Genomic DNA, 23,397 nt, shown 5'->3' with positions numbered 1-23,397 from the left:
GCCGTGTAGCTGTAAATCCGTTGCGCGTGACGCGAGGCTAGTCCGCTTCGCCCCGTTAGCGACCAAGCTCGTGCGGAATATGCCGCGAAGGGCCATTCAGCGACAAGCGGCCGATACTTGCCTTCGTGATTTTACGCTCCGATTGCGCGGAGCGCCTTATAGCCCGCGGCAACTGAAGACATGGATTTTATTTCTCCGTCTTCGAGCGCCTTGATCACTTCCTGCAGCGACATTAATACAACTTCGACTCCTGACGCCGCTTCCAACTCGTCAAGGCGTTGCTTTCCTGTCAGCTCACATTCGCTCGCAAGGAAAATATGCACTAGATTCGAATTCTTGCTTGAATCGTCAAAGCAGGTTCCCAAGTCCATCATGCTGCTCGGCGAATAGCCGGTCTCTTCTTCGAGCTCCCGCGCTGCTGCCGTCACAGGTGATTCCGACCGAAAGGTGCCGGCCGGGAATTCCAGCGTGATTGCCTGCACGGCATGCTTATACTGCCGAACAAGGATAAGCTTGTTTTCTGTTGTGATCGGGACCGCAATAGCCACACTGGGCCGCTGCGAGACAAAGTAATCGTCAACAACGCGCCCGTCAGGCAATTTAACGGTGTCTCGCCGGAGCTTATACCAACGGTGGTCGAAGACCATTTCGCTCGACAGTAGTGTCCAAGGCAGAATCAAGAAACCCTCCTCACTTGGTGAGATGGTCGTTTGGGTTGACTGGCCAGTCGCCCGGAAGCGTTTGGACCCTATACCACTTGGTACTACCGTAGAAACGATCCGATGCTGAGGGGAGCCTCGGAAGGTAGCAAGTCACGCAGCGCACACCTGCCTTAGAATATCTGCGACATACGCATCGAGGTCGCCGCCTGCAAAAAGAAAACCCGGCAGGCCGACGGCTGCCCCGGCCTCGATATCGGTCGGGCGGTCGCCAATGACAAAGCTGCCCGCCTGACGCACCGGCCAGTGCGCCATCAGATCATGGATCATGCCGGGGCTTGGCTTGCGCCAATGATGATTCTCGAGATAGCCGGCGACGGTGCCTTCCGGATGGTGCGGGCAGTACCTGATATCGTCGATGACGGCGCCTTGCGCCGCGAGCTCGGCGCGCATCCAGTCATGCAGCGTGTTGAGTTCGGCTTCGGTGAAATAACCGCGCGCGATACCGGCCTGGTTGGTGAAGAAGAACACGAAATAGCCGGCATCGTTCAGCCGCCGGATCGCCTTTGCCACATTCGGCATCCAGCGAATCCGTTCCCGCGTTCCAACATAGCCGTCGTCATGGTTGACGACCCCGTCGCGGTCGAGGAAGGCGGCGGGCTTCTGGATGGCGCGGGCGAGGTCGGCGCCGCTCATTTCGGAGAGGCCTCGCGCATCATGGCCTGCTCGATCTCGTCGCAGATGCCGTGACCCATCGCGAGATGGATCTGCTGCACCACCGGTGTGTCGTCGGTCGGCGCCACCAGCAGATGATCGCAATCCGCGCCCATGGCCGCGCCCTTGCCCCCGGTGAAGCCGACCGTGACAAGACCGCGCTCGCGCGCCTTGCGCAATGCCGTCAGGATGTTCGGCGAGCGGCCCGACGTGGTGAGCGCGAGCAGCACGTCGCCGCGCACGCCGAGGCCTTCAACCTGGCGGGCGAAAATCTGTTCATAGCCGTAATCATTGCCGATTGCCGTCAGCGCCGACGTGTCTGTCGTGAGCGCAATCGCCGCGTAGCCGGGCCGGTCCTGCTTGTAGCGGCCGACGATTTCGGCGGCGATGTGCTGGGCGTCGCCGGCGCTGCCGCCATTGCCGATGATCAGAAGCTTGTTGCCGGCGCGCAGCGCCGCAATGATCGCGGCTGCAATGGCGTGCGCGACGGCCAGCAGTGCCGCGTCGCTGTTGGCGCGTTCGAGCGCGACGAGCGACTCTTTCAGGTGGGCGGCGATCAGATCTTTCGAATTCTGGCTCAAAATGCACCGTCAGGGTTGCAACGCGCAAGTTCTACCTTGGAAGTCTTGGTACTGATCGTGCGGTCCATGCGCAAGGTCACGGGGGGAGCTGCGCACGCGCGCGGGCTTCGCCGAGCACGCGCTGCACGATCTCGACCACGTCGGATGCCGGGATGTCGCGCATGCAGCGATGCTCGTTCATGGTGCAGACCGTGCGCTGGCAGGGCTGGCAGGCAAGCTGCGATCTGGTTTGCAGGACCGTCGCAGCCAGGCCGTTCAGCGGCGCCCAGAGATAGGGGCTGGTCGGCCCGAAAATGCCCATGGTCGGCGTGCCGATCGCGGCCGCAATGTGCATCAGGCCGGAATCATTTGAGATGGCGACGCTGGCCGCCGCCATCGCCAGGATTCCGTTGCGCAGGTCTGACCCGGTGAGGTCGCGGATTCGAGGTCCCCCGACGGCCACGATCTCCTGCGCCAGCGCCTTTTCGCCGGGACCGCCGACCACCCAGACCTCAAAGCCGCGTTCTGCCAGCAGCCGGGCCGCTTCCGGAAAGTAGGTCCAGCGCTTGGACGCCCCGACGGAACCCGGCCCTAGCGCCACCGCAGGCCCCGTACCCAGCCCATTGGCCTGCCGCCAATGGCTGGCATCTTCCGGCGGCACGGCCAATTGCGGCACCGGCCATTCCGGCGGCAATGCCGCGCCATCGGGCAGCGCCAGCGCGGCATTCTTGTCGATAAAGCGAGGCAGGGCCTTCTCGCCCCAGCGCATCCGGTTGATCAGCCCGAACCGGGCTTCGCCGAAGAAACCTACCCGTTCCGGGATACCGGCAAGCGTCGGGGCAATCGCCGCCTTCCAGGTCCGGGGCAGGACCAGGGCGGTCGCATAGCCCCGCGACCGTAATTCCCTGGCCAGACCCTGCTGTTTGGCCACCGCCAGCCGGCTGCGCGGCAGGTCCCAGACAATCCCGGCGCGAACCCCCGGCATGTAATCGACCAGGGGCGCGCAAAGGGAGGTCACCAGCAGGTCGACCGGCCGGTTCGGCCAGCGCTGTTTGAGAACGCGCACCACCGTATGGCCTCGGACGAAGTCGCCGATCCACATATACGGGATGATCAGGATCGGCCTGGTGTCTGCCGAATCCTCGATCGCGATCCCATCTGATGAATCTGTATTCATGTCTTATGCGTCTGGCGCCCGGCCTTTTCCGGCTCCGGAGGTAACCGCTCCTAACCGGCAGGTAAAGCCGCACCCGGCGGTCTTCACCAAGGCCCACAACCAAAGTTGCCTGCCGGGCGCGTCTGAGGCAAAGCTGGCGCCGCACAATCACGGCAGGGGATGGCATGTTACTGGTGACCGGGGGCGCCGGTTTTATCGGATCGAACGTCGTGGCCGCGTTGAACGACGCGGGCCGCACCGACGTGGCCGTGTGCGACATCCTGGGCCATGACGGCAAATGGCATAATCTCGCCAAGCGCCAGCTTGCCGACTTCGTCCCGCCGGCGGAACTGACGGACTGGCTGAAGGGCCGGCGGCTAGAGGCCGTGATCCATCTCGGGGCCATTTCCGAGACGACCGCAACCGACGGCGATCTCGTCATCGAAACCAATTTCCGGCTGTCGATGCGGCTGCTCGACTGGTGCACCGCGAATGCGACGCCGCTGATCTATGCGTCCTCTGCGGCGACCTATGGCGACGGCGAGCGAGGCTTTCGCGACGACCAGTCCGTGGAAAACCTGAGAAAGCTGCGGCCGATGAATCTGTACGGCTGGAGCAAGCATCTGTTCGACATGGCGGTGGCCGAACGCGCCGCGCGCGGCGAGCGGTTGCCGCCGCAATGGGCCGGGCTAAAATTCTTCAACGTGTTCGGGCCCAATGAATATCATAAAGGCACGATGATGAGCGTGCTGGCGCGGCGCTTCGACGACGTCAAGGCCGGTCGCCCCGTGCAGCTGTTCAAGTCGCATCGCGAGGGGATTGCGGACGGCGATCAGCGCCGCGATTTCATCTATGTCGACGACGTCGTTCGCGTGATGATTTGGCTGCTGGCGACGCCCGGTGTCAGCGGTCTGTTCAACGTCGGAACCGGCACCGCGCGTAGCTTTCGCGACCTGATGCTATCAGCCTATGCCGCGCTCGGCGCCAAACCGAACATTGAGTATATCGACATGCCCGAACAGATTCGCGGCAGCTATCAATATTTCACCCAGAGCGAAGTCGATCGGCTGCAGCACGCCGGATATAACGGTGGCTTCACGGCGCTGGAAGACGCGGTCGACGCCTACGTGAAGGGTTTCCTCGACCGCGCCGATCGCTTCCGCTGACGGGCCACAGGTAAGACCATATGTTTGATTTTGATGCCCTGTCGCATGCGATGACCCGGCAGACCGTCCTCTGCGTCGGCGATCTCATGCTCGATGAGTTCGTCTATGGTGAGGTCTCCCGGATTTCGCCGGAGGCTCCCGCGCCTGTCATCGCGGTCCAGCGCAGCGAAACCGATATCGGCGGCGCCGGCAATGTCGCGCGCAACATCGCCTCACTTGGCGCGCGTTGTCTCTTTGTTGGACTGACCGGTGACGATACCGCCGGCAAGACCTTGCGGGCCGAACTGGCACAGGAAAGCTTGATCGAAAGTGTGCTGGTGTGCGATCCGGCACGGTTGACGACGCGCAAGGTGCGCTTCGTATCCGAGCATTCCTCTACCCACATGCTGCGCGCGGATTGGGAACTAGCCAAACCGGCTTCCCCCGAAATCGAACAGAAGCTGATCGATGCCATCCTGCCGCTGTTGCCGCGCGCCGACATCGTGCTGTTGTCCGACTACGCCAAGGGCGTGCTGACCGCGCGGGTGATCCGCAACGTCATCGACGCCGCGCGCAAGCTAGGCAAACGCGTGATCGTCGATCCCAAGAGCGCCAATCTTGCGATTTATCGCGGCGCGACCTTGCTCAAGCCCAATCGCAAGGAATTCGCGGAGGCGACTCGCAGTCGCGTCGACACCGAGAAGAGCATTGCCGACGCCGCGCAGGAAATCATGCAGTTGGCGGATTGCGAAGCCGTGCTGGTAACGCAGGGCGAGCGCGGCATGACGCTGGTACCGCGCGCGGGTGAGGTGATTCATGTGCCGGGTCATCCGGTCAAGGTGCGTGACTTCTCCGGCGCAGGTGACACCGTGGCGGCGGCGCTGGCGCTGGCGCTGGCCGCGGGCGCCGATTGGGAAACGGCATTGCGGGTGGCGAACGCGGCGGCCGCCGTCGCCGTCGGCAAGAAGGGCGCGGCCGTCGTCACGCCGGCTGAACTGCGGCGAAAAATCCTGCCGCATGCGTCGCTGGCGGCCGAGGAAAAAATCGTGGCGGCCGGCGGCGACCTCGATGTTCATCTGGCGGAATGGCGCAAACAGGGCCTGCGCGTCGGTTTCACCAATGGCTGTTTCGACATTCTGCATCCCGGCCACGTGAAAGTGCTGACCGCGGCGCGCGGCGCCTGCGACCGCCTGATCGTCGGACTGAACAGCGACGCCTCGGTCAAGCGGCTGAAGGGCGAGGGGCGCCCGGTGCAGGACGAACGCGCGCGCGCCGAGGTGCTGGCGGCGCTGGAGGCGGTCGACCTCGTCGCGATCTTCGAAGAGGACACGCCGATCGACCTGATCACGCGCGTGAAGCCGAGCGTGCTGGTCAAGGGCGGCGACTATACCCGCGAGCAGGTCGTCGGCTATGAGGTCGTCGAGGCCTGCGGCGGCGAGGTGCTGCTGATCGATATCCTGCCCGGTCACTCTACGACCTCGCTGGTCGACCGCGCCCGCGGGGGCGCAGCGTGAACGCCAAGACGGCCACTTCGCCGGGAGGCCAGGCGCTGCCGGTTTGGCGCGATCCCGCCTGGTGGGTGAAAGCTGCCGATATTTTCGCGGTGCTGATCGCGTTCTCGCTGCCCTGGTCAACCTCGCTGGTCGGCATCTTTGCTGTGATCTGGCTGCTGGCGGTCGCGCCGACGCTCGATTTGAGGCTTTTTCTGCAATCGCTGAAGCGGCCGATCTGCGCGTTACCGATCGCGCTGTTTCTGCTGGCGCTGGTCGGGACGCTTTGGTCCGACGCGCCGTGGGACGTGCGCAGGTACGCCCTCAGTCCCGCAACGAAGCTCCTTGTACTGCCGCTGCTGTTCTATCATTTCGAACGCTCGGCGCGCGGCATGTGGGTGTTGGTCGCCTTTCTGGTCTCCTGCGCGCTGCTGATGGTGATGTCCTGGCTGGTCCTGATATATCCCGGCCTGTCGCTCAAACCGGAGGGGGCCGACCGTGGTATTTTCGTCAAGAACTACATCGACCAGAGCCAGGAATTTGCACTGTGCGCGGTCGTACTCGCTTATCCCGTCATCACACTGTTGCGGGACAAGAAGTTCTGGCAGGCATTGCTGCTGATCTCGATTGCGGCAAGCCTGCTCGCCAACATGGCGTTCGTCATCGTGTCGCGCACAGCGCTCGTCACCATGCCGGTCATGCTCGCGGTATTCGCGCTGATGCACCTGAAATGGCGGACCAACGTCATCCTGTTCCTGACCGCGATCGTGCTGGGCGGGCTGGCATGGATCGCCTCGCCCCAGTTGCAGGCGACGACGGACAGGTTCACGCGAGATTACAGGTTGTACAAGGAACTCAACCAGCCGACGTCGCTCGGCTTGCGGCTGGTATTCTGGGAGAAGTCGCTGCGGTTTTTTGCCGAGGCGCCGATCATCGGACACGGGACCGGATCGACGCGGAGGCTGTTCGAGGCCGCCGCCACCGGTCCCGCGGGACTTGCCCAGGGCGAGGTAATCGGAAATCCGCATAACCAGACGCTTAACGTCGCGGTCCAATGGGGTTCCGTCGGGGTCGTCCTCTTGTATGCGATGTGGCTGGTGCACCTGCTGTTGTTTCGTGGCGAAGGCCTGGTGGCCTGGATCGGCCTCATGGTCGTCCTGCAGAACTTCTTCAGCTCATTGTTCAACTCGCATCTGTTCGATTTCCACGAGGGCTGGATGTACGTGCTGGGTGTCGGAGTGGCCGGCGGCATGATACTGAGGGCCAAGGATACTTAGGCCAAGGATACCAGGGGCGGAAGCGCGATGCCGGCGTCCACAGGCTGAGCGAATCCCGGATCAGCAACACCGGCCGTAAACGCTGGTTTGGGTGATCGAGATGAGCTATCAGCGAGGTTTGACGTTGCGGGACAGGTTTAGTTGATCAAGAGCATGATGCGTCTTTCCCAATTAACGCTGCGGAACCTGCTGATCGCAACGCATGATGCGCTTGCGACCGGCGCAGCGTTGTTTGCCAGCTTCTATCTCCGGTTCGAAGGCGACATGTTCTACGATCGCCTGCCGTTGCTGCTGCGCATACTACCTTTTTTCGTCGTATTCAGCGTTGTCGTTTGCTACTTCTCCCATCTCACCACGACGAAATGGCGGTTCATTTCGCTGCCGGATGCGTTGAACATCCTGCGCGCGGCGACGATCCTGACGCTCGCGCTCGTGGTGCTCGACTACGTGTTCGTTGCGCCGAACGTCCTTGGCATGCCGGTCGCGCCGAACGTGCCGGGTGCGTTCTTTATCGGCAAGATCACCATCATCCTCTACTGGTTTCTCGAGGTGTTCTTCCTGAGCGGATTGCGGTTCGCCTATCGGTATTTTCGTTACACGCGCGCGCGACTTCATGCGAAGGCCGAGAACGCTTCGCCGGCACTTCTGGTCGGCCGCGCTGCGGACGCCGAGATTCTGCTGCGCGCTATCGAGAGTGGCGCCGTCAAACGCATCTGGCCGGTCGGCGTGTTGTCGCCGTCGCCGGCCGATCGCGGGCAGTTGATCCGCAACATTCCCGTGCTGGGCGGAATCGACGACATCGAGGACGTGGTTCGCGATTTCGAGGCGCGCGGCAAGCCGATCGCGCGCCTCGTGATGGCGCCATCGGCGTTCGAGCCGGAAGCGAGGCCCGAGGCGGTACTGATGCGCGCCCGCCGGCTCGGCATGATCGTCAGCCGGCTGCCGTCGCTGGAAAGCGGAGAAACGCCGCGGCTGACCACGGTTGCCGTCGAGGACCTGCTGCTGCGTCCGAGCGAGACCATCGACTACGCGCGTCTCGAAACCCTGGTGAAGGGCAAATCCGTCATCGTGACCGGTGGCGGCGGGTCGATCGGTTCGGAAATTTGCGAACGCGTGACGACGTTCGGCGCCGCACGGCTGCTGGTGATCGAGCATTCGGAACCGGCGCTCTATGCGATCACCGAATCGCTGGTCGAGAGCGGGACCGCTGCGCAGATCGACGGCCGGATCGCCGATATCCGGGATCGCGAGCGGATCATGCGCCTGATGAGCGAGTTCAAGCCGGATATCGTGTTCCACGCCGCCGCGCTCAAGCATGTGCCGATCCTCGAACGCGACTGGAGCGAGGGGGTCAAGACCAACATCTTCGGCTCGGTCAATGTTGCCGACGCAGCGCTGGCCGCCGGCGCCAAGGCGATGGTGATGATTTCGACCGACAAGGCGATCGAGCCGGTCTCGATGCTGGGCCTGACCAAGCGCTTTGCCGAAATGTACTGCCAGGCGCTGGACCATGACCTGGCGACGCAGTCGGACGGCAAGCCGCGGATGCGGCTGATTTCCGTGCGGTTCGGCAACGTGCTGGCGTCGAACGGATCTGTCGTGCCGAAGTTCAAGGCGCAGATCGAGGCGGGCGGTCCGGTCACGGTCACCCATCCCGACATGGTCAGGTACTTCATGACCATCCGCGAGGCCTGCGATCTGGTGCTCACGGCCGCGACGCATGCGATGACGCCGGCACGTCCCGATGTTTCGGTCTATGTGCTCAACATGGGACAACCGGTGAAGATCGTCGATCTCGCCGAGCGCATGATAAGGCTGTCCGGCCTGCAGCCCGGTTACGACATCGAAATCGTCTTTAGCGGAATGCGGCCGGGAGAACGGCTGAACGAAATCCTGTTCGCCAGCGAGGAACCGACCATCGAGATCGGCGTGGCCGGCATCATGGCCGCCAAGCCCAACGAGCCGCCGATGCAGGTGCTTCGCAAGTGGCTCGCGATACTGGAGGAGGCGATTGCAAGAGACGATCGTGCCACCATCAGGGCGGTGCTCAAGGACGCGGTTCCCGAATTCGGATCGACCGTGGCTTGACCGCTAGCGCTGGTCTGTCTGCGCAACGCGCGCCTGCGAAAACTGAAACAAGACGGCCGCAACACCGAAAGCTCCAAGCGCCAGCATCGTCAGATCGATGCTTCTTGAGGAGGCCGCGATCGTCGCCATCGCAAGGCCAGCCAAGGCGAGGTTGAGCAGGAAAACGCGGGCGACGACCTGCGTGACGCTGAACCCGTTATCCGTCGCTCGCTGATAGAAGTGCGATCGATGCGCGTCCCAGAAGCGTTCGCCTTTGGCCAGTCGCCAAAACAAGGTGATGGTCGCATCGGACAGATAATACAGTGGAAGCAAAATGGCTGCGGCGAGGTGTTGACGGGATGCCAGTTCAAGCAGGCACCAGCCGGTGAGCAGGCCGATCGGCAGGCTGCCAACGTCGCCGAGGAACAGTTTGGCCACGGGCCGGTTGAACGGCGCGAATCCCAACAGGGCGCCGGCAAGCCCCAGCGCGATCGGCAGGATGTCCGCAGGAGCCTCACCCAGCAGCGCGATCACACCGAGCGCGACAGTCAACGGAACCATCTCGGCAACCGTCATCCAGTCAAGACCGTCCATGAAATTGACGAGATTGATGAACCAGAGCATCCCCAGCACGATGAATGCCCGCTCGATCGCAACGGGGATGATCTCGAAGATTCGGATTTGTGGCGGAAGGGCCGTGAACAGCACCACGACCACGGCCAGTTGAAGCGTCAGGCGGGGAATCACCGGGATCGGGCGAAGATCGTCGACCATGCCTACGGCAGCGAGGCAGAAAGCTGCAGCAAGCACGATCAGAATGGCCGTTCCTGAAGCGGTCGAGCCGGACAAAACTGTCAATGCCGCGCCGATGGCGGTCGCGGCAATGACGGCCAACCCCCCGCCCTGGGGCGTCGGCGTTACATGCGACGATCGCGCATTCGGCCTTGCGAGCGCGTAGCGCTGCAGCAGGGGACGCAGCGCCACAATCAGCATTGCACATATCACCGCGGCCGTGGCCGCGATTGCCAGCGATGTGGTTAGTGCAAGGACGGTCATAGGAGCATAACTGGCGATTGTCCGATTTTCGGTATCGATGACCTAGCAGGTGAGCCGGGCCAGGAGAATATGAATTTCAAAGGGGGTATCGGATAGAAGGCGACGCGACAAATTCAGGCGATTTTCGATGACGCAAGCGTCGCTGGTCGAACCACCGAGACCACGCATGCGTTCAGAGTGCCGAGATATGGGCCTGCTGCCGGGGAGGTGGCCGATTTGAAGCCGATGCCTTGTCCATGCGTTTCAGGGCGATAACTCCCACCACAAGTGCGAGGAAGAACTGAAAAGCGTAGGAGAACGCGAAGGCGCCGGAAAGTTCGGAGCTTACCAGGCTGAATATATACAGAGACACAGCGGATTTTTCCGAGACCGACAACGCGCGCCAGAAATTCAGGGAAATGCCGATTGGCAACAGGGTGAGAATGGTGAAGAGCAACAGGCCGGCAATCCCCGTTTCATAGAGCATTTCGAGGTACACATTGTGGGGGTAATGCTTGGATCCTTCAGCCTTGCGCAGCAGCCAATCGGGTGCGCCAATTCCTTCATTCACCGGGAACATGCCGATCCCGCGACCGAACAGCAGCCGATCAGGTTCCGCCACTATGCTGTTCGCCGTCCGTGCCCAGATCTGCATGCGGAAGCCCGGATTCGGATCCTGAATTTCCCGAATGGTGCGGGAAATCGCGTCGCCGGCCTTGGGGTCGACGTTCTGGCCCTGAAATGCCCGCTGATAGAACCAACCCGATGCCGCCGCGACGGTGATCATCGCCAGCGTCAAGCCGACCAGAGCATGCTTTCTTGAACGAACCCACAACTCCGCAGCGGCGAAAAAAGCGAGACTGCAAACGAGCGCAATGAGCGCCCCTCTGGCGGCGATGTGAAACAAGAAAGCCAAGGCAAACGGCAACGCCACCACGGCGACAATTCGTATCGTTCGATGACGGCTCAGTCCGAGCGCGGCAATCGCGGCCGCCCCGAGTACTTGCCCAATGTTCTGGTGCAGGGCGAGATAAATATCCGCGCTGCCGACACCAAATACGTCATGAATGACGCCGCCCTGCATGAGGTCGCCGGATCGGACGGCGTATTGGGCGATCACCATCAAATATATGGCCGCGGCGCCAAGCAGCGTCAAAAGAACTGCGTTCAGGGCGCGCGCGGCTGCGAAGCCAAAAATCAAGAATAGTCCATGGAAACTCAGGATCCCGATCAGGTGGGTTATCGGAACGGCCGACCGGGATTGAACCAGGAAATTGATGGTCACCAGACCATAGAAGGTTATCAGAATCAGAAGAAGGTCACGGACCGAGCCTGCCATATCGCCTAGTGCGCGCCAACGGGCGGCGACGAACGTCGCACCGATCGCGCATGTTGCGGCAAAAATGGGTGTCGAGCCGACCAGATAAAACGGAATGAACGTTTTTGCGAATGCCGCCGTCGTAACAATTGCCGCCGTCACTTCCGTAAACCGGCGTGTATTGTAGTTAACCAACATGGGGAGCGGTCTCAGTAATTATTTGAGATACGAAAACTCAAGTGTTGTTCGGCCCTTCTTGCGCTTTCGGCAAGTTCGATGATGACGTCATGTCGTCGCGCCAACGATGTCATTCTGGCAGCCGCATCCGGGATGCGCTGTTCCCCGGCTACGGTTTTACCCCGCAATGCCGGGCAAGGCTGGCAACCACGCGCGACGCGGTATGGCCATCCCAAAGCGGGATGTTGGAGGGACGCCGTGGCCCCGCGCCCATCGCAGCTGTTGCTGCGCCCAGCAGGGTCTCGGGAGTCACAAGCTGATTGGTGCCGTGGGTGATCGTTACAGGGCGTTCGGTGTTGCTCCTCAGCGTCAGGCAGGGGATACCGATGAATGACGTCTCTTCCTGGATGCCGCCGGAATCCGTGATCACCAGTGCCGAACTGAAGACGAGACTCATAAAGTCGACATAACCCATGGGTTCGATCAGGCGAATGTTGGGGTGTTGCAGTCGCCCGATCAGATCTGCCGCTTCCAGTTTCGCGCGGGTGCGCGGATGCACCGGAAACACAATATTGGTCGAGGCCGCGAGTTGTTGAAGCGCATCAGCTATCCGCGTCAGCATAACGGTGTCGTCGACGTTGGCGGGACGATGCAGCGTGACGACCACGTATTTCTCTTCGGTAACGCCGATACGCCGGGCGGTAGACGCCCGCGATATCGTGTCTTTCAGCATGAGATAGCTGTCGATCATGATATTGCCGACGAGGTCGATCTTGGAGGGGTCGATGCCCTCCCGCTTGAGATTGTCGCTGGCATCCTCGGACGGGGCCCACAACAGGTCGCTGATGCTGTCGGTGACGATACGGTTGATCTCTTCCGGAAGCGTGCGGTCGAAATTGCGCAGCCCGGCTTCCAGATGCGCGACCGGAAGATTCAGCTTCTTTGCAGCAAGCGCGGCTGCCAGGGTCGAATTGACGTCGCCCACGACGATCACCCAGTCCGGTTTGCCGGCGAGGAGCAGGTCTTCATAGGCAACCATGATCGCGGCAGTAGACCGCGCATGGGTTTCGCCGCGTGCACCGAGATTGAAGGCGGGCGGCGGCAGGCCAAGGTCGGAAAAAAAGGCGTCCGACATGTTCTCGGAGTAGTGTTGACCGGTGTGGATGAGCGCCGGCTTGATCCAGTTCTCGTGCGACATCGCGCGAAAAAGCGGCGCGACTTTCATGAAGTTGGGCCTCGCCCCGACGACGATATGGGCATTTATCATCGTTGTTTGCTCACAGCCATTGCGTCGCGAAGGGCTTTGTCAAACAGCCGTGTCGTCTGTTTGATATCGAAAGCATCGACGTCGTCCTTGAGTGTTGCCAACGGCTGGCCCTGCCCATGTCTGGCAATGATACCTGTCAGCGTGTCAATCATTGCAGATTTGTCGGTCGGTGCAACGACAAAGTGTCCAAGCGGCGAAAGCACATCTCTTGACGCGCCCTCGGACGGCGTGAGCGCGAGAATGGGCTTTTTCAGCATGAGATAGTCGACGATCTTGCTGGGCAGAAAGACGCTCAAATCGGATGGTGCGTCGATCAACAGCAGGAGGTCAGCTTCGGCGGCGTAGCGCAAACTGTCTAGATATCCAACCGTTCCGTGAAAAGTGACGATGGATCCGATACCCAATTCCGTCACCTTGGCGGCGACCTCAGGCGGACAGTGTCCGTAGAAATCCAGACGCAGGCGCCCGGCCAGCGGTGACCTGGCGTTCATTTCCGCCACGGCCTCGAACAGGTAGACCGGGTGGCGCGTACCCGCATAGATATTGCCGGTGTACATGACGCGCAGTTCGGCCGAGCTGTTGACAACAGCAGGAGACGTCAACGTGTCGCGGTCGAATCCATGCGGAACGACGCGTACCTTGCGGCTCAGGAGCGGTGGATATTTCCGCATCACAAGATCAGCAGTTTGCTGCGTGACGAACACCACGATGTCAGCCGTCTCGATGATCTTGCGTTCCTGTTCTCTCCATACCTCCAGTTTGCTGGCAATTTCGGCCACGCTGGAATCGTAGTACAGGCTGTCGACCCAGGGGTCGCTGAAATGCGCGAGCCAGGGCACATGGCGTCGCCGCCGCACCTCCAGCCCGATCGAGTGATCGATCCAGGGCTGGGCGAAGGTGACGAGGATATCGCATTTGCGCTGCTTGCATTGCTGGATGATGTATCTCGTCGATCGCTCGATCCAGTTCGCTTCGTCCAAATTGGCGGGTGGACGATAGCGCCTTTGGAGCCGGCGCCAGGCTGAACTGGCGGCCACACTCTCGCGTGGCTCGATATAATGTTGGCGATAGGCGCCGAGGTAGAGCTTGGCAAATTCCTCGTCGATGTTCGCGCCGACGTTGGAGGCCACGGTCGTGCTGATCACTTCCGATTGCCAGCCGAGAGGGCCAAGCGCCTTTAGCGTGCGCGCGATCTGTATGGATCGGGGCAGCACGATCGGTGGCATCGTCCAGGAGACTGCAAGGAGCGAGTTCATGCCTTCCACCGCCTGAACCATAGCTCGAGAATCATGGCGTTCCACAATCTGTGACGATCATCGTTTGCCGCATCGATGGCGGTGCCACGCGCTACCAGCCCGGCAAGGGCATCGGCCTTGAACCATGTGCGTAACTTCGCGCTCTCCGAGCAGAGGCAGTCATGCGCGAGAGGCTTGAGCTCGTTACTCAGCCAATCGTAGACCGGGACTGGAAAGCCCATCTTGGGACGGGTGATGATCTCGGAAGGCACAAGTTTCGCCGCCGCGTGCCGCAAGATGCGCTTGGTCGAATAGCGTCCGTCGGATTCGCGACCGACGCGCCAATGGTCGGGCAGGCGGGAGGCCATTTCCACCACGCGATAATCCAGGAAGGGCGTCCGCAATTCGAGCGAATTCGCCATCGACATCTTGTCGGCCTTCATCAGAAGGTCTTCCACGAGCCAGTCCTGGCAATAGGTGAACAAGGCCTGCGAAAGCGGCGAGGCCTGGCCGAAATCGCGCAGCATCGCCCGCGTTCCGTCCAGGCTATCCTGCATGTCGCCTTGATCAAGCAAAAGCTGACGCTTTGCTTCGCTGGTCATGTATGACGTCATGGTCAATGGCTGCAGTGCTTGTCGCAGATCGAGCAGGCCCTGATCGAACCCGGGACTGGACCGGGCGCCGACGGCTCTCAGTGCGCGCTGATAAAGATTGTTGGCGCCGGCGGCTTCGTCCCAACGCTGCGCCCAGACATCGAAGCTGTAGCCACCCAGAACCTCGTCACTTCCTTCACCCGACAGCACGACCTTGACGTTTCCGCGCGCCAGCTTGCAAACGTAATACAGCGGTATCGAAGCGAGATCGGCGAGAGGCTCGTCGGTGTAATACACGAAGTCGGGCAGGAAGTCGGTGAACTCCTTTTTGCCGATGACGATATCCTGATGGTCGGTTTGAAGCTGGGTGGCGACGAGATGGGCCCACTTGCGTTCGTCGATGTGGTCTGCGCCTTCAAAGGCGACGGAGAACGTCGACAGCTTTGGATGCGACGGCGCAGCCATTGCGGCGATGACGCTTGAATCGAGGCCGCCGCTCAAGAGAATGCCGACCGGCACATCGGCTCGCATGCGGATATCCACGGCATTCTGCAGCAGCGAGGCGAAACGTTCCACGGTCGTTGCGTCGTCCGCCGCGGACCTGGCCGGACGCGGCACCGACCACCACCGTTCGATCGATGGTCGCGGCGCGCCCCGGCTTATCTTCAGGCGGTGGGCGGGCAGCAATTTGCTGATGCCGCTCCAGATGGTGTGCGGCGCCGGCACATAGCGGAAGGTGAGGTAGTCCCAGACTGCCCGAGGGTTGACGGCCGGCGGCTTTTCAAGCGCGGCGATGATCGCCTTGATTTCGGAAGCAAAGATCAATTGCCGTCCGTCCCAGGAATAGTACAGCGGCTTGACGCCGAGGCGATCCCGCACGAGCAGCAGCGAATGGTCGCGCGCGTCGAAAATGGCCACGGCGAACATTCCGTTCAGCTCGTCGAAGGCTTTCATTCCGCGCTCTTCATAGAGCCTGAGAATGACCTCGGTATCGCTGCTGGTGTGGAATCGAACGCCGCGCGCCTGCAGGGAAAGGCGAAGCTGCGCGTGGTTAAAAATCTCGCCGTTGAAGACGAGCTGAATAGCGCCATCGGCGCTCGTCATCGGCTGGTGTCCGCCCTGCAGATCGACGATCGAGAGCCGCCGCATACCGAGCGCGACGTGGTCCTCGACGAAATAGCCGTCGTCATCGGGTCCGCGATGCGCGATGGCGTCGCACATCGCCTTCAGACGTGTCTGACTTTCAGGCTCGGGCAATGCGGTGGTGCTGAACCAGCCGGCGATTCCACACATCAGCGGGTCATTCTCGTTTGCTGGTCATCAGCCGACGCGGCCGAGTGCAGCTGCCTCGCTGCCAGAAAGACTTCGAATGCCATGCGAGGCGAGGTGCTTCATCGCCCGTTCGAACGGCTCCTGTCCGGCTACGTGCGCCGGATCCGCATACCAGGTCAGCAACGCAGGCATTTTTTCGGCGAGTAATTTGTCGACCGTTTCAACCATGAACTCGGCGTAGGTTGGCGCCAGAGCATAATCCTTGCGGTCGGAAAGATGCGTCCATGAGTCCAGGATGGAGGTCGGCGCCCTGACGGATCCGAATGCCGGCAGCTCGACGACCTGATCGACGAGCGGTGCGGGGCCGTGGATCAACGCATATTCGGGCAGTGTCGTCGAGCAATAGCGATACTCCAGCTCATGCGCCAGCCGATGAACCAGCGCAAGTTGATCTGGTTGCTTGAAATGACCGAAATGCGGAGCCCTGAATCCTTGCGGCGGCCGACCGGTCAGGCGCGTCACTGTTTCGTGGCCCTTGCGAATGTCGGCTTCGACCGCGCTGATCGGCATGTTCTCGTAGAACGTGATGCCGACATAGCGGTCATCCCGCCACTCCGCGTGCGGAAGGTGTCCGTGGTTCATGAATTCGCAACCGCGCTCCGCGACTTCGCGATAGATGTCGATGCCACGTTCGAGCTGCACGCCGGGAACCGCGAACGTTGCCTTGATCCCAAGGCTGTCCAGAAGCTTCATGACTTCGATGGTTGCCGGAGGATCGAGATCGGTGTCGCAATCGAAGGACAGAAACAGCAGCGGCCTGGTTAATCCGAGGGACGCGGCATGGCTCGCATATCGTTCAAAGACCGCAAGGTCGTTTGGCGTTGAGGCGAGATCATTTGGCGTTGAAGTACGACCGTTGCCAACGATCTGTTTCAATCGCGCGACCGCAGATGAAGGCTGCGTGGCTGCGAGCCGCACCCGCCGCATGAGACGCCCGATGGCAGATGCGCCTGTGCTGCTCACGACGGTTTGTCTCCCGTGATCCAAAGGCTCCATCCCTTGCGCGAAGCAAGCGCGTCCAGCTTCTCTTGATCCATCCGCGAAGCGAAGTTCGGCCGCCACGTGTTCAAGATCGGAGGAACGTCGGAACCGAGAACGGCTATGTTGACGTTCTGGTACGGCGCGAACAGGTCGCCGCGGACCTCAGCTTCGGTGACGGGCCATGTATGTGGATTGCCTTCCTCGCGGCCGCCGTCGCCATACCGGCTCGCGAGCTCCGTCTCGTCGAGAAACTCGTTCTCCATGTTGATGTAGCCTTCGACCCAGCGCACCGTGTAGTCGAACAGGATCGAATTGCGGTGGTACAGCATGACGCCGGCCTGTCCGCCGGGCTTCAGAACGCGATGCAGTTCGGCAATCGATTTCCTGGTGTTGGGCGAGTGATGCAACACACCCCATGAGTAAACGTAGTCGAATGTCGCGTCTTCAAATGGAAGCAGTTCTCCATCGGCCTCGTTGATGGCTCCCTTGAGGCCAAAAAGCTCGAACCGCTGCCGCGTCTGCTGGATTGCCACCGGATTGAGGTCGACGGCGGTCATGTCCGCGCCGTTCCTGGCCCAGTTCATTGCCATGCACCCCATGCCGCATCCAACTTCCAGCACGCGTTTGCCGCGATAGCGGTCGTAGGGAAACATCCGGCCAAAGGGCTGATCCGGCAAATGAAGCTGCGTATTCCAGGAGTAGAAGCGCTCATCGGCCACTTCGTAAAATCGCCGGCTGCCGAGTGCGACTTTTTCCTTGGTGCCGTCCGGCCGGGTGTACTCAACGTCGCCATGCCGCTCGGCATAGGTCATCGGCGCGTTTGCCCACCAGTCGCGAATTCTGCCCTTGATGCCGGTTTGTTCCATGATACCGCGGATATGGATGGGTTCTAGGTCACTGGGTTTCTGCGCGAGATTGGGCTCTCGCGCAATGGCGGTGACCGTCCCTACGACTTTCGTGGCTGATTGCTCCATTTCAAAAAAAATGTCAATAAATCAATGTGATAGCTCATCAGAAGTTCGGCTAAACGAGTCTGCGCCAGGAAGCGGCGGAGCTTATGGGCCTGCTGTGCCGGCTGGTCGAGCCGATAGACCCGTCGTCGCCCGTTGATGACGAACACGTCCTTGAATTGGGCCAGCAGCGCCCTTTCGAGTGGGTAGAGTCCAAGTCCCAGCGCATCATGATGGGCGAGGATCGCGGCATCGAACGTCACCCCGGTTCCAAGTGATTTGACCACGTCGCTGTAATCCGATCGTGCGGCGGGGAGGGGGAGCCGCCGGGCTGCCCAGGACGAGGGGCAGTCGTCTTGCGCAGGGCAAGCCAGAACCACCTGCGCGTCCGGCAGCCCCTTGCCGATCAGTTCACCGATGGCCCCGGCCATATAGGCGCTTGAGCGCGGGTTCGCATAGTAATCGCGGTACTGCTGTACGAACGACTTGTAATTCCCAGTGGTCAAGACGCGCCAGAGCCAGCCGACTGCCGAGAGCAACGTGCTTCCCTCGCCAATGCGGCTGGTCGCTGCGGCATAACCGGGAATGATCACCAGGACGTTCTTGACCGGTTGATCGAGGCCGAGATTAGCCGGCGTTTCTTGCGCATTCTTGTAGGCTTGCACGTGTATGGTCCCGGCGTTTCGAAATAGATTGAACTCTAGCTAGCCGCGCCCTTTGGCGCAATCACGCGACTGACGCAGGGCGGGCTGCGACGTAGAGTGACGATGCCTGCCTTGGCAGCAGCGCGCGCCCAAACCATTCGAAAGCGTCGTCGACGATCTTGTATTTGCGAATCCGCCCGTCGAGCCGCCAATCCGGCGGACCCCATCCCATGTGGTGGACTTCTTCGATCACAAGTCCGGTCGCGCGCATCCGCTCCGTCAACGTCTCTGCCGTGTAAAAGTGTACGTGATCGGTCGTTTCCATCGATTGGGGATCCCGCCTGTAGGCGAGTTGCCACCACCACGCGCCTTCGTTTGGTGTTCCGAGAACGAGGAGGCCGCCGGGCGCAAGCAGCCGCTTCACCGTTTGCAAGGCCCGTATGTCGTCTCTGATGTGCTCGATGACATGGTTGAAGAAGATGATATCGAACGAGCCGTCGAACGCGGGGAAGTCCAGAATATCGGCAAGAAAGATCGTTGCCTGCGGATTTTGCGCGCGGGCGCGGGCAAGCCGCACCATATTGTAGTCACAGCCGTAGCTGGCTTCGGCGTAGGGCGAAAGCCATTTGAGATGATTGCCGTCGCCACAACCCAGATCGAGCAGGGCGGGTACTTTGTCCGTCCCGCGCCGCTTCAGCTCGTTGCTGAGCAGTTTCTGGACGTAGAGCCGACGCTTCTTCAAATGGTGACGCCACGGGCTGGTGGCTTCGGGCAGCTGCTCTTCGACATACCAGAGCGGGTTTATGGTTCGCGCGCGCTCGAGTTCGGCCGCGTGTGTGCCGAAATCGGCAACCAGCGCGGCAACACCGTTCTCGAGGGCGGAAATTTTCGTGCACGCGACGCACCGCAGCGCGCCCTCCTCGGTGGGAACGAGCTTGCCTTCGCGGCAGTGAGGACAGCGCAAACGCTGGAGCGGATCATTCATGTGCGTTCAAGGATCGATTTGTAGATGCCAACGACTTTCCGCTCGGTTACCGCGGGCGCGTATTCTTCCTGTGCCTTGCGATACGCCCCGCGCCCAAGCGCGGCCCTGCGATCTTCGCTTGCCAGAAGCTCCCGGATAGCCTTGCCGTAGTCCTCTACCGTGTTGGCAACGAGTTTTACAATGCCGTTCTGGAGTTCCGGCACCGGTTGACCCTGTCTTGCGTTCATCACGACCGGGAGACCCGCGAGCAAGCCCTCGAGCAGGGATTTGCCAATCTCGAAATACTCCGTATGGATCACAAACAGATCGTATTCGGGAAGCATACGGCAAAGCTCGGCGTTGAAGACGACCGGCCGGAATGTGACGCGATCGCCGACGCCCAGTTGGCGGACCAGCTCTTCCAGCTTTGGCCGCAGCGGACCGTCGCCGACAATCGTGTAGTGCACGTCAGGCATCGCGGCGACGGCACGAATGATGTTGGAGGGATCCTTCTCGGCAAACAAGCGCCCGACATAGATCAGCCGCGCCGGGCCGTTGATCCGGTAGTCGGTTTTCTCCTTCAGGTTCGCGCCATCAAGAATGTTGTAGCAAACCTCGACCCGTGAGATTCCCTTGCGGGCGAGATAGGGCAAGATCGGCTTGTAGACCGGCATGACCAGATGGGCCCGCTTCAGCGCCTCGCTCTCCAGATATTCATAGAACGCGTTCTGTTGTTCCTGTGCCGGCGTGAGATTGCCGCCCTTGAAGCGACGATTGGGGTTTTCGTCCAGGTTGATGTGAATGGAGGTGACGTAGGGGATTCCGAGCGCCTTGTTGATGCGGCTCGCAAGATACGTGTTCCAGTCGACGCCATGACACCGGATCATGCTAGGTGCGATGCGGCGCGCGATCTCTATGCCGCCCTTGGCCCATTTTTTCAGCCGGAAGGGCGTCAGCAGGCGATGGTGCTTCGCGACCAGATTGAGATCGTCCGGGTAGTTGTGAATATGTAACTTAGCCCGGCCGACCATGTATTGTAGCGGTTCGATCGGTGGCCGATCGTCGTTCGTCATGAGAATATGGACTTCATCGAACAACTCGCCGGGATTGTAGTAGGCAGCTTGAACCTCGCCCTTGTCCGCTATGTCGGAAAGGCGGTCGGGAACGATAACGAGAAGTCTTTTCACGGGGCCTTGGCTATTCATCGGTCAGGGCGCTCGCAGAAATGAAACGATTCCATGCGCAATGGACGGGAACCAGAAGCCCAGGTTGAGCCTTGTTCTTAAAGAGAGTCGTTCGAGTGGCGGCCAACCCCATAACCTGTAGCCAAAGCCTCCCGCTGGCGTGAATCCCGCTTGCGCTCCAAGCTCGTGGATTTCACCGATCGTGTATTCCTTGAAATGTTGCGGATCGCACAATTCGTACGGCAGGCCTTTGCGCGCGCGCAGACGATTTGATAGACGCGTGCGGTTTGGTGTAACGATCGCCACAATGGCCCCAGCTTTGCACGAGCGCCGACAGAGTTCAAAATACGCAGGTGGTTGATCGAGATGCTCGAAGACTTGAAAGCTGATAACCATGTCGTAACGGTTGGTCGGGGCGAACGTCGATAGATCTGCAACGAACCGTTTTACTTTTGGGTGGCTGTAGGTCGCGTTTGCCTTCTCTACACTCTTCTCCGAATAGTCGAAGGCGTCGACCTCTTCAACAAAATCGTAACGCGCCATCTCAGCGTCATGAAAGCCGACGCCACAGCCGACGTCCAGGATCCGAGCGGGTTTGAAATGCTCGAAGATCTTCTCGATTTCGAAGCGCCGAATTGCATCCCATTCTTCCGAAAAATATGTTTGCCATTCTTCCGTGATCAGTTCGTCAAAGAATTGGCGTTGATCGGATAGAAAGTCGGGATAGCGCTGAGGAACGGACATGAAAACCCCGCCTGCTGTTTGTGGTCGCTAGGAGCGTTTCTCGGCGACGATCAAATGCCGGAACGCGTAGTTCTTCAGCCCCGGCAGATTGCTGATCCATTCATCGATCATGCGATCACGTACACGATGGCCCATCAGTGATTTCCATTTCGGATGGAGGAGCGGCCAAAGCCAGCCGGGTCGGTCTGCCCAAAGCGGCAAGAGTTGAAAGGCACGATGTTCGACGACAGACAGACCATTGTCGGAAAGCACTTTCAGAATTGTCGGCAACGGCAAATGAAAGGACGGCGGCAGCTCGGTGTACTTGCTGACGCAGTAGGTGTTCAGGGAGCGCGAGTTACCTAAATCCAGAACACAGCGACCCGAGGGTTCAAGTACACGGGCGACTTCCGAGATCACCTTGTTCAGGTCGGGAATAACGTAGAGGGCGGAGAACGAATATAGTGTGCTGACGGTGCCGCCATCGAGCGGAATTGCCTTGGCGTCGCCTTCCATGAACCGGAGGTGACGGAGACCTGCGGCAATGGCATCTGCTTTCGCCTTCTCGATAAAGGGAACCGAAAAATCGATGCCAACGGCATCTTCCGACAAATCGGCAAGTTCGATCAAGTGAACGCCCGTCGCACAGCACAGGTCAACCAGACGGCCCGGTCGGGCATGTTTGCGCACCAGCTCGATCTTTTCCCATAATAGCCGGTGCGCATATTCGGGCGAGTTACGGTCCGCATGCGCGCAAATCGTGCTGGTTTTATAGATATTGCCAGCTTCGTAAGCTTCCTTGATCGCTTTTTCCGTCGACGAAGTCGTCATGGTCCTGTTCTCCACCGTAGCCGTGCAACCCAGGAGCCGAGGCGCCGGATATGACTTGGCGGTGCGGAATCGGGCTGGACGGCGCTGCTGTGCTGGGCGAACGACAATTCGGCCCGGAACGATTGGCGCGGTTCACCGCCAAAGCGAGTCTTGAACAAGGTCAAGCCCTTCTGTTTTCCTTCGCTGGCCTCGGGAAAGATCCAGCCGCAGTCGTATCTGGAGACACCGGCTGAGCGAGCCGCGTTGATCGCGCCAAACATCAGCAGATAGCCGTCACCGTCGCTGCCCGCGATCTCGCGCGAGCATCCCGTGTGATAAAAGGCGCCCGGGCCGAGCACCGCCATATTGTGAAATGCAATGGGCTCACCGGCGGGCGTCAGTATCGCAAACAGCCGAGCCGCGCCGGATGACGCGATATGCTTTGCTATGCCTTCGAAATATGACCTTGGGTGCGGTGTCGCGCCAGTCCGCATGTAGGTTTCGGTGTGCATGTCGTAGTAGGCATCAAGATTGGCCTTCCAGTCGACCTGTTCGACGCGATAGCCTGCCTTTTTTGCCCGGCGGACGAGATTGCGGGCGGTTTTCGACAGGCCCATCCATATATCCTGCTCGCTACGGTCGAGCGCAATAATCTGCGATCTCAGTGACCGGTCGACAAATCCCGAGACGACATATGGCCCAGCCTCTCCGTCTCCCGAGATGGCTCGGCGTGTGACGGGAGACGATGCGATGTCGAGGCGGACCGCGCCGTTGGCCGTCGCGCGCTTGATCGCCTCGCCAAGAGCTTCACCGACGATGGATGCGCGCCTTTCCGGCGCGATGCCGTCGGCGACAATCGGACCCGCGCCCCCCCAGCCGCTCGATGCTGCGACCCGACTTGATGGCTGGAAGTGCAGCGGCATGACGGCGACCAATGCGTTCCCGTCCACCAGACCAAATCCGAGTTCCTGAAATCCCCAGGGCTCGACCTCGGTGACCACCTGTTGCCAGCCATGCAAGCCGAAAACCCAACCGTCCGGCGAACTGCGCACACAGCTGTCCCAGTCACCGGGCTTGATCTCCGAGATTGAAACGACGGTAAGGGGCACGTGTCCT

The 23,397-nt window shown here is 60.7% G+C and carries 21 protein-coding genes; 4 read left to right on the top strand and 17 right to left on the bottom strand.

Annotation, left to right across the window (positions count from 1 at the left end):
- Positions 1-131: 131 nt before the first annotated feature.
- The 4 genes from JQ600_RS30555 to waaF all read right to left on the bottom strand — a co-directional run bounded on the left by JQ600_RS30555 (position 132) and on the right by waaF (position 3,110).
- Positions 132-680 carry an NUDIX hydrolase gene (locus JQ600_RS30555; RefSeq protein ID WP_212490244.1) on the bottom strand — a complete coding sequence of 183 codons (549 nt, stop codon included), beginning with the start codon at positions 678-680 and terminating at the stop codon, positions 132-134.
- Between the two features lie 132 nt (positions 681-812).
- Positions 813-1,355 (bottom strand): HAD family hydrolase, encoded by a 543-nt coding sequence (locus JQ600_RS30550; RefSeq protein WP_212268934.1) that lies wholly within the window; start codon positions 1,353-1,355, stop codon positions 813-815.
- Positions 1,352-1,954: a D-sedoheptulose 7-phosphate isomerase gene (locus JQ600_RS30545; protein WP_212467474.1), complete on the bottom strand. Its 603-nt coding sequence runs from the start codon at positions 1,952-1,954 to the stop codon at positions 1,352-1,354. Before JQ600_RS30545 ends, JQ600_RS30550 begins: the two co-directional genes overlap by 4 nt.
- A 76-nt stretch (positions 1,955-2,030) precedes the next feature.
- Positions 2,031-3,110, bottom strand: a complete 1,080-nt coding sequence (gene waaF, locus JQ600_RS30540; protein ID WP_212490243.1) for a lipopolysaccharide heptosyltransferase II — start codon at positions 3,108-3,110, stop codon at positions 2,031-2,033.
- Between the two features lie 164 nt (positions 3,111-3,274).
- On the opposite strand from waaF, the gene rfaD reads away from it, so the two are divergent.
- From rfaD to JQ600_RS30520, 4 genes are all read left to right on the top strand, one after another.
- On the top strand, positions 3,275-4,255 hold the full coding sequence (gene rfaD / locus JQ600_RS30535; RefSeq protein WP_212490242.1) for an ADP-glyceromanno-heptose 6-epimerase: 981 nt from the start codon (positions 3,275-3,277) through the stop codon (positions 4,253-4,255).
- 20 nt (positions 4,256-4,275) lie between these two features.
- A complete protein-coding gene (gene rfaE1, locus JQ600_RS30530) occupies positions 4,276-5,748 on the top strand; it encodes a D-glycero-beta-D-manno-heptose-7-phosphate kinase (protein WP_212392276.1) in 1,473 nt (490 codons plus the stop codon).
- Positions 5,745-7,001 (top strand): O-antigen ligase, encoded by a 1,257-nt coding sequence (locus tag JQ600_RS30525; RefSeq protein WP_212392277.1) that lies wholly within the window; start codon positions 5,745-5,747, stop codon positions 6,999-7,001. Before rfaE1 ends, JQ600_RS30525 begins: the two co-directional genes overlap by 4 nt.
- A 153-nt stretch (positions 7,002-7,154) precedes the next feature.
- Positions 7,155-9,089: an SDR family NAD(P)-dependent oxidoreductase gene (locus JQ600_RS30520; protein ID WP_212392278.1), complete on the top strand. Its 1,935-nt coding sequence runs from the start codon at positions 7,155-7,157 to the stop codon at positions 9,087-9,089.
- 3 nt (positions 9,090-9,092) lie between these two features.
- Here the strand turns inward: JQ600_RS30520 and JQ600_RS30515 are convergent, their stop codons facing one another.
- From JQ600_RS30515 to JQ600_RS37070, 13 genes are all read right to left on the bottom strand, one after another.
- Complete coding sequence (locus JQ600_RS30515; protein WP_212490241.1) at positions 9,093-10,124, bottom strand: glycosyltransferase family 4 protein; 1,032 nt, start codon at positions 10,122-10,124, stop codon at positions 9,093-9,095.
- 172 nt (positions 10,125-10,296) lie between these two features.
- Positions 10,297-11,619: an O-antigen ligase gene (locus JQ600_RS30510; RefSeq protein ID WP_212490240.1), complete on the bottom strand. Its 1,323-nt coding sequence runs from the start codon at positions 11,617-11,619 to the stop codon at positions 10,297-10,299.
- Between the two features lie 148 nt (positions 11,620-11,767).
- Positions 11,768-12,865, bottom strand: coding sequence for a non-hydrolyzing UDP-N-acetylglucosamine 2-epimerase (wecB, locus tag JQ600_RS30505; RefSeq protein WP_212467479.1), 1,098 nt, complete (start codon positions 12,863-12,865; stop codon positions 11,768-11,770).
- Entirely contained in the window at positions 12,862-14,142 is a 1,281-nt protein-coding gene (locus JQ600_RS30500; RefSeq protein ID WP_212490239.1) for a glycosyltransferase, read from the bottom strand. The genes wecB and JQ600_RS30500 overlap by 4 nt, the downstream gene beginning before the upstream one ends.
- Positions 14,118-15,986: an asparagine synthase (glutamine-hydrolyzing) gene (gene asnB / locus JQ600_RS30495; RefSeq protein ID WP_212490238.1), complete on the bottom strand. Its 1,869-nt coding sequence runs from the start codon at positions 15,984-15,986 to the stop codon at positions 14,118-14,120. The genes JQ600_RS30500 and asnB overlap by 25 nt, the downstream gene beginning before the upstream one ends.
- A 27-nt stretch (positions 15,987-16,013) precedes the next feature.
- Positions 16,014-17,021, bottom strand: a complete 1,008-nt coding sequence (locus JQ600_RS30490; protein WP_212490237.1) for a polysaccharide deacetylase family protein — start codon at positions 17,019-17,021, stop codon at positions 16,014-16,016.
- Positions 16,985-17,872: a class I SAM-dependent methyltransferase gene (locus JQ600_RS30485; protein ID WP_212490236.1), complete on the bottom strand. Its 888-nt coding sequence runs from the start codon at positions 17,870-17,872 to the stop codon at positions 16,985-16,987. Before JQ600_RS30485 ends, JQ600_RS30490 begins: the two co-directional genes overlap by 37 nt.
- Before the next feature lie 80 nt (positions 17,873-17,952).
- A complete protein-coding gene (locus JQ600_RS30480) occupies positions 17,953-18,621 on the bottom strand; it encodes a hypothetical protein (protein ID WP_212490235.1) in 669 nt (222 codons plus the stop codon).
- Between the two features lie 61 nt (positions 18,622-18,682).
- On the bottom strand, positions 18,683-19,585 hold the full coding sequence (locus tag JQ600_RS30475) for a bifunctional 2-polyprenyl-6-hydroxyphenol methylase/3-demethylubiquinol 3-O-methyltransferase UbiG (protein ID WP_212490234.1): 903 nt from the start codon (positions 19,583-19,585) through the stop codon (positions 18,683-18,685).
- The gene (locus JQ600_RS37470; RefSeq protein WP_212490233.1) at positions 19,582-20,751 is read right to left on the bottom strand and encodes a glycosyltransferase; all 1,170 of its coding nucleotides are present in this window, start codon (positions 20,749-20,751) and stop codon (positions 19,582-19,584) included. The genes JQ600_RS30475 and JQ600_RS37470 overlap by 4 nt, the downstream gene beginning before the upstream one ends.
- A gap of 21 nt (positions 20,752-20,772) precedes the next feature.
- Entirely contained in the window at positions 20,773-21,492 is a 720-nt protein-coding gene (locus JQ600_RS30465) for a bifunctional 2-polyprenyl-6-hydroxyphenol methylase/3-demethylubiquinol 3-O-methyltransferase UbiG (protein ID WP_212490232.1), read from the bottom strand.
- 27 nt (positions 21,493-21,519) lie between these two features.
- Positions 21,520-22,302, bottom strand: coding sequence for a class I SAM-dependent methyltransferase (locus JQ600_RS30460; protein WP_212490231.1), 783 nt, complete (start codon positions 22,300-22,302; stop codon positions 21,520-21,522).
- Positions 22,299-23,282 (bottom strand): GNAT family N-acetyltransferase, encoded by a 984-nt coding sequence (locus tag JQ600_RS37070; protein ID WP_212490230.1) that lies wholly within the window; start codon positions 23,280-23,282, stop codon positions 22,299-22,301. The genes JQ600_RS30460 and JQ600_RS37070 overlap by 4 nt, the downstream gene beginning before the upstream one ends.
- Positions 23,283-23,397: the final 115 nt, after the last annotated feature.

The sequence above is a fragment of the Bradyrhizobium sp. AUGA SZCCT0176 genome (assembly GCF_018130145.1).
Lineage (GTDB): Bacteria > Pseudomonadota > Alphaproteobacteria > Rhizobiales > Xanthobacteraceae > Bradyrhizobium.
The sequence above is the reverse complement of the archived record's forward strand: the minus strand, read 5'-3'. Positions and strand labels throughout refer to the sequence as shown.

What these genes read in the sequence shown, in the direction of transcription:
- JQ600_RS30550 (WP_212268934.1), bottom strand. Translation starts at nt 1,355, where the DNA reads ATGAGCGGCGCCGACCTCGCCCGCGCCATCCAGAAGCCCGCCGCCTTC.
- waaF (WP_212490243.1), bottom strand. Translation starts at nt 3,110, where the DNA reads ATGAATACAGATTCATCAGATGGGATCGCGATCGAGGATTCGGCAGAC.
- rfaD (WP_212490242.1), top strand. Translation starts at nt 3,275, where the DNA reads ATGTTACTGGTGACCGGGGGCGCCGGTTTTATCGGATCGAACGTCGTG.
- rfaE1 (WP_212392276.1), top strand. Translation starts at nt 4,276, where the DNA reads ATGTTTGATTTTGATGCCCTGTCGCATGCGATGACCCGGCAGACCGTC.
- JQ600_RS30520 (WP_212392278.1), top strand. Translation starts at nt 7,155, where the DNA reads ATGATGCGTCTTTCCCAATTAACGCTGCGGAACCTGCTGATCGCAACG.
- JQ600_RS30515 (WP_212490241.1), bottom strand. Translation starts at nt 10,124, where the DNA reads ATGACCGTCCTTGCACTAACCACATCGCTGGCAATCGCGGCCACGGCC.
- JQ600_RS30510 (WP_212490240.1), bottom strand. Translation starts at nt 11,619, where the DNA reads ATGTTGGTTAACTACAATACACGCCGGTTTACGGAAGTGACGGCGGCA.
- wecB (WP_212467479.1), bottom strand. Translation starts at nt 12,865, where the DNA reads ATGATAAATGCCCATATCGTCGTCGGGGCGAGGCCCAACTTCATGAAA.
- JQ600_RS30500 (WP_212490239.1), bottom strand. Translation starts at nt 14,142, where the DNA reads ATGGTTCAGGCGGTGGAAGGCATGAACTCGCTCCTTGCAGTCTCCTGG.
- asnB (WP_212490238.1), bottom strand. Translation starts at nt 15,986, where the DNA reads ATGTGTGGAATCGCCGGCTGGTTCAGCACCACCGCATTGCCCGAGCCT.
- JQ600_RS30490 (WP_212490237.1), bottom strand. Translation starts at nt 17,021, where the DNA reads ATGGAGCCTTTGGATCACGGGAGACAAACCGTCGTGAGCAGCACAGGC.
- JQ600_RS30485 (WP_212490236.1), bottom strand. Translation starts at nt 17,872, where the DNA reads ATGGAACAAACCGGCATCAAGGGCAGAATTCGCGACTGGTGGGCAAAC.
- JQ600_RS30475 (WP_212490234.1), bottom strand. Translation starts at nt 19,585, where the DNA reads ATGAATGATCCGCTCCAGCGTTTGCGCTGTCCTCACTGCCGCGAAGGC.
- JQ600_RS30465 (WP_212490232.1), bottom strand. Translation starts at nt 21,492, where the DNA reads ATGTCCGTTCCTCAGCGCTATCCCGACTTTCTATCCGATCAACGCCAA.
- JQ600_RS30460 (WP_212490231.1), bottom strand. Translation starts at nt 22,302, where the DNA reads ATGACGACTTCGTCGACGGAAAAAGCGATCAAGGAAGCTTACGAAGCT.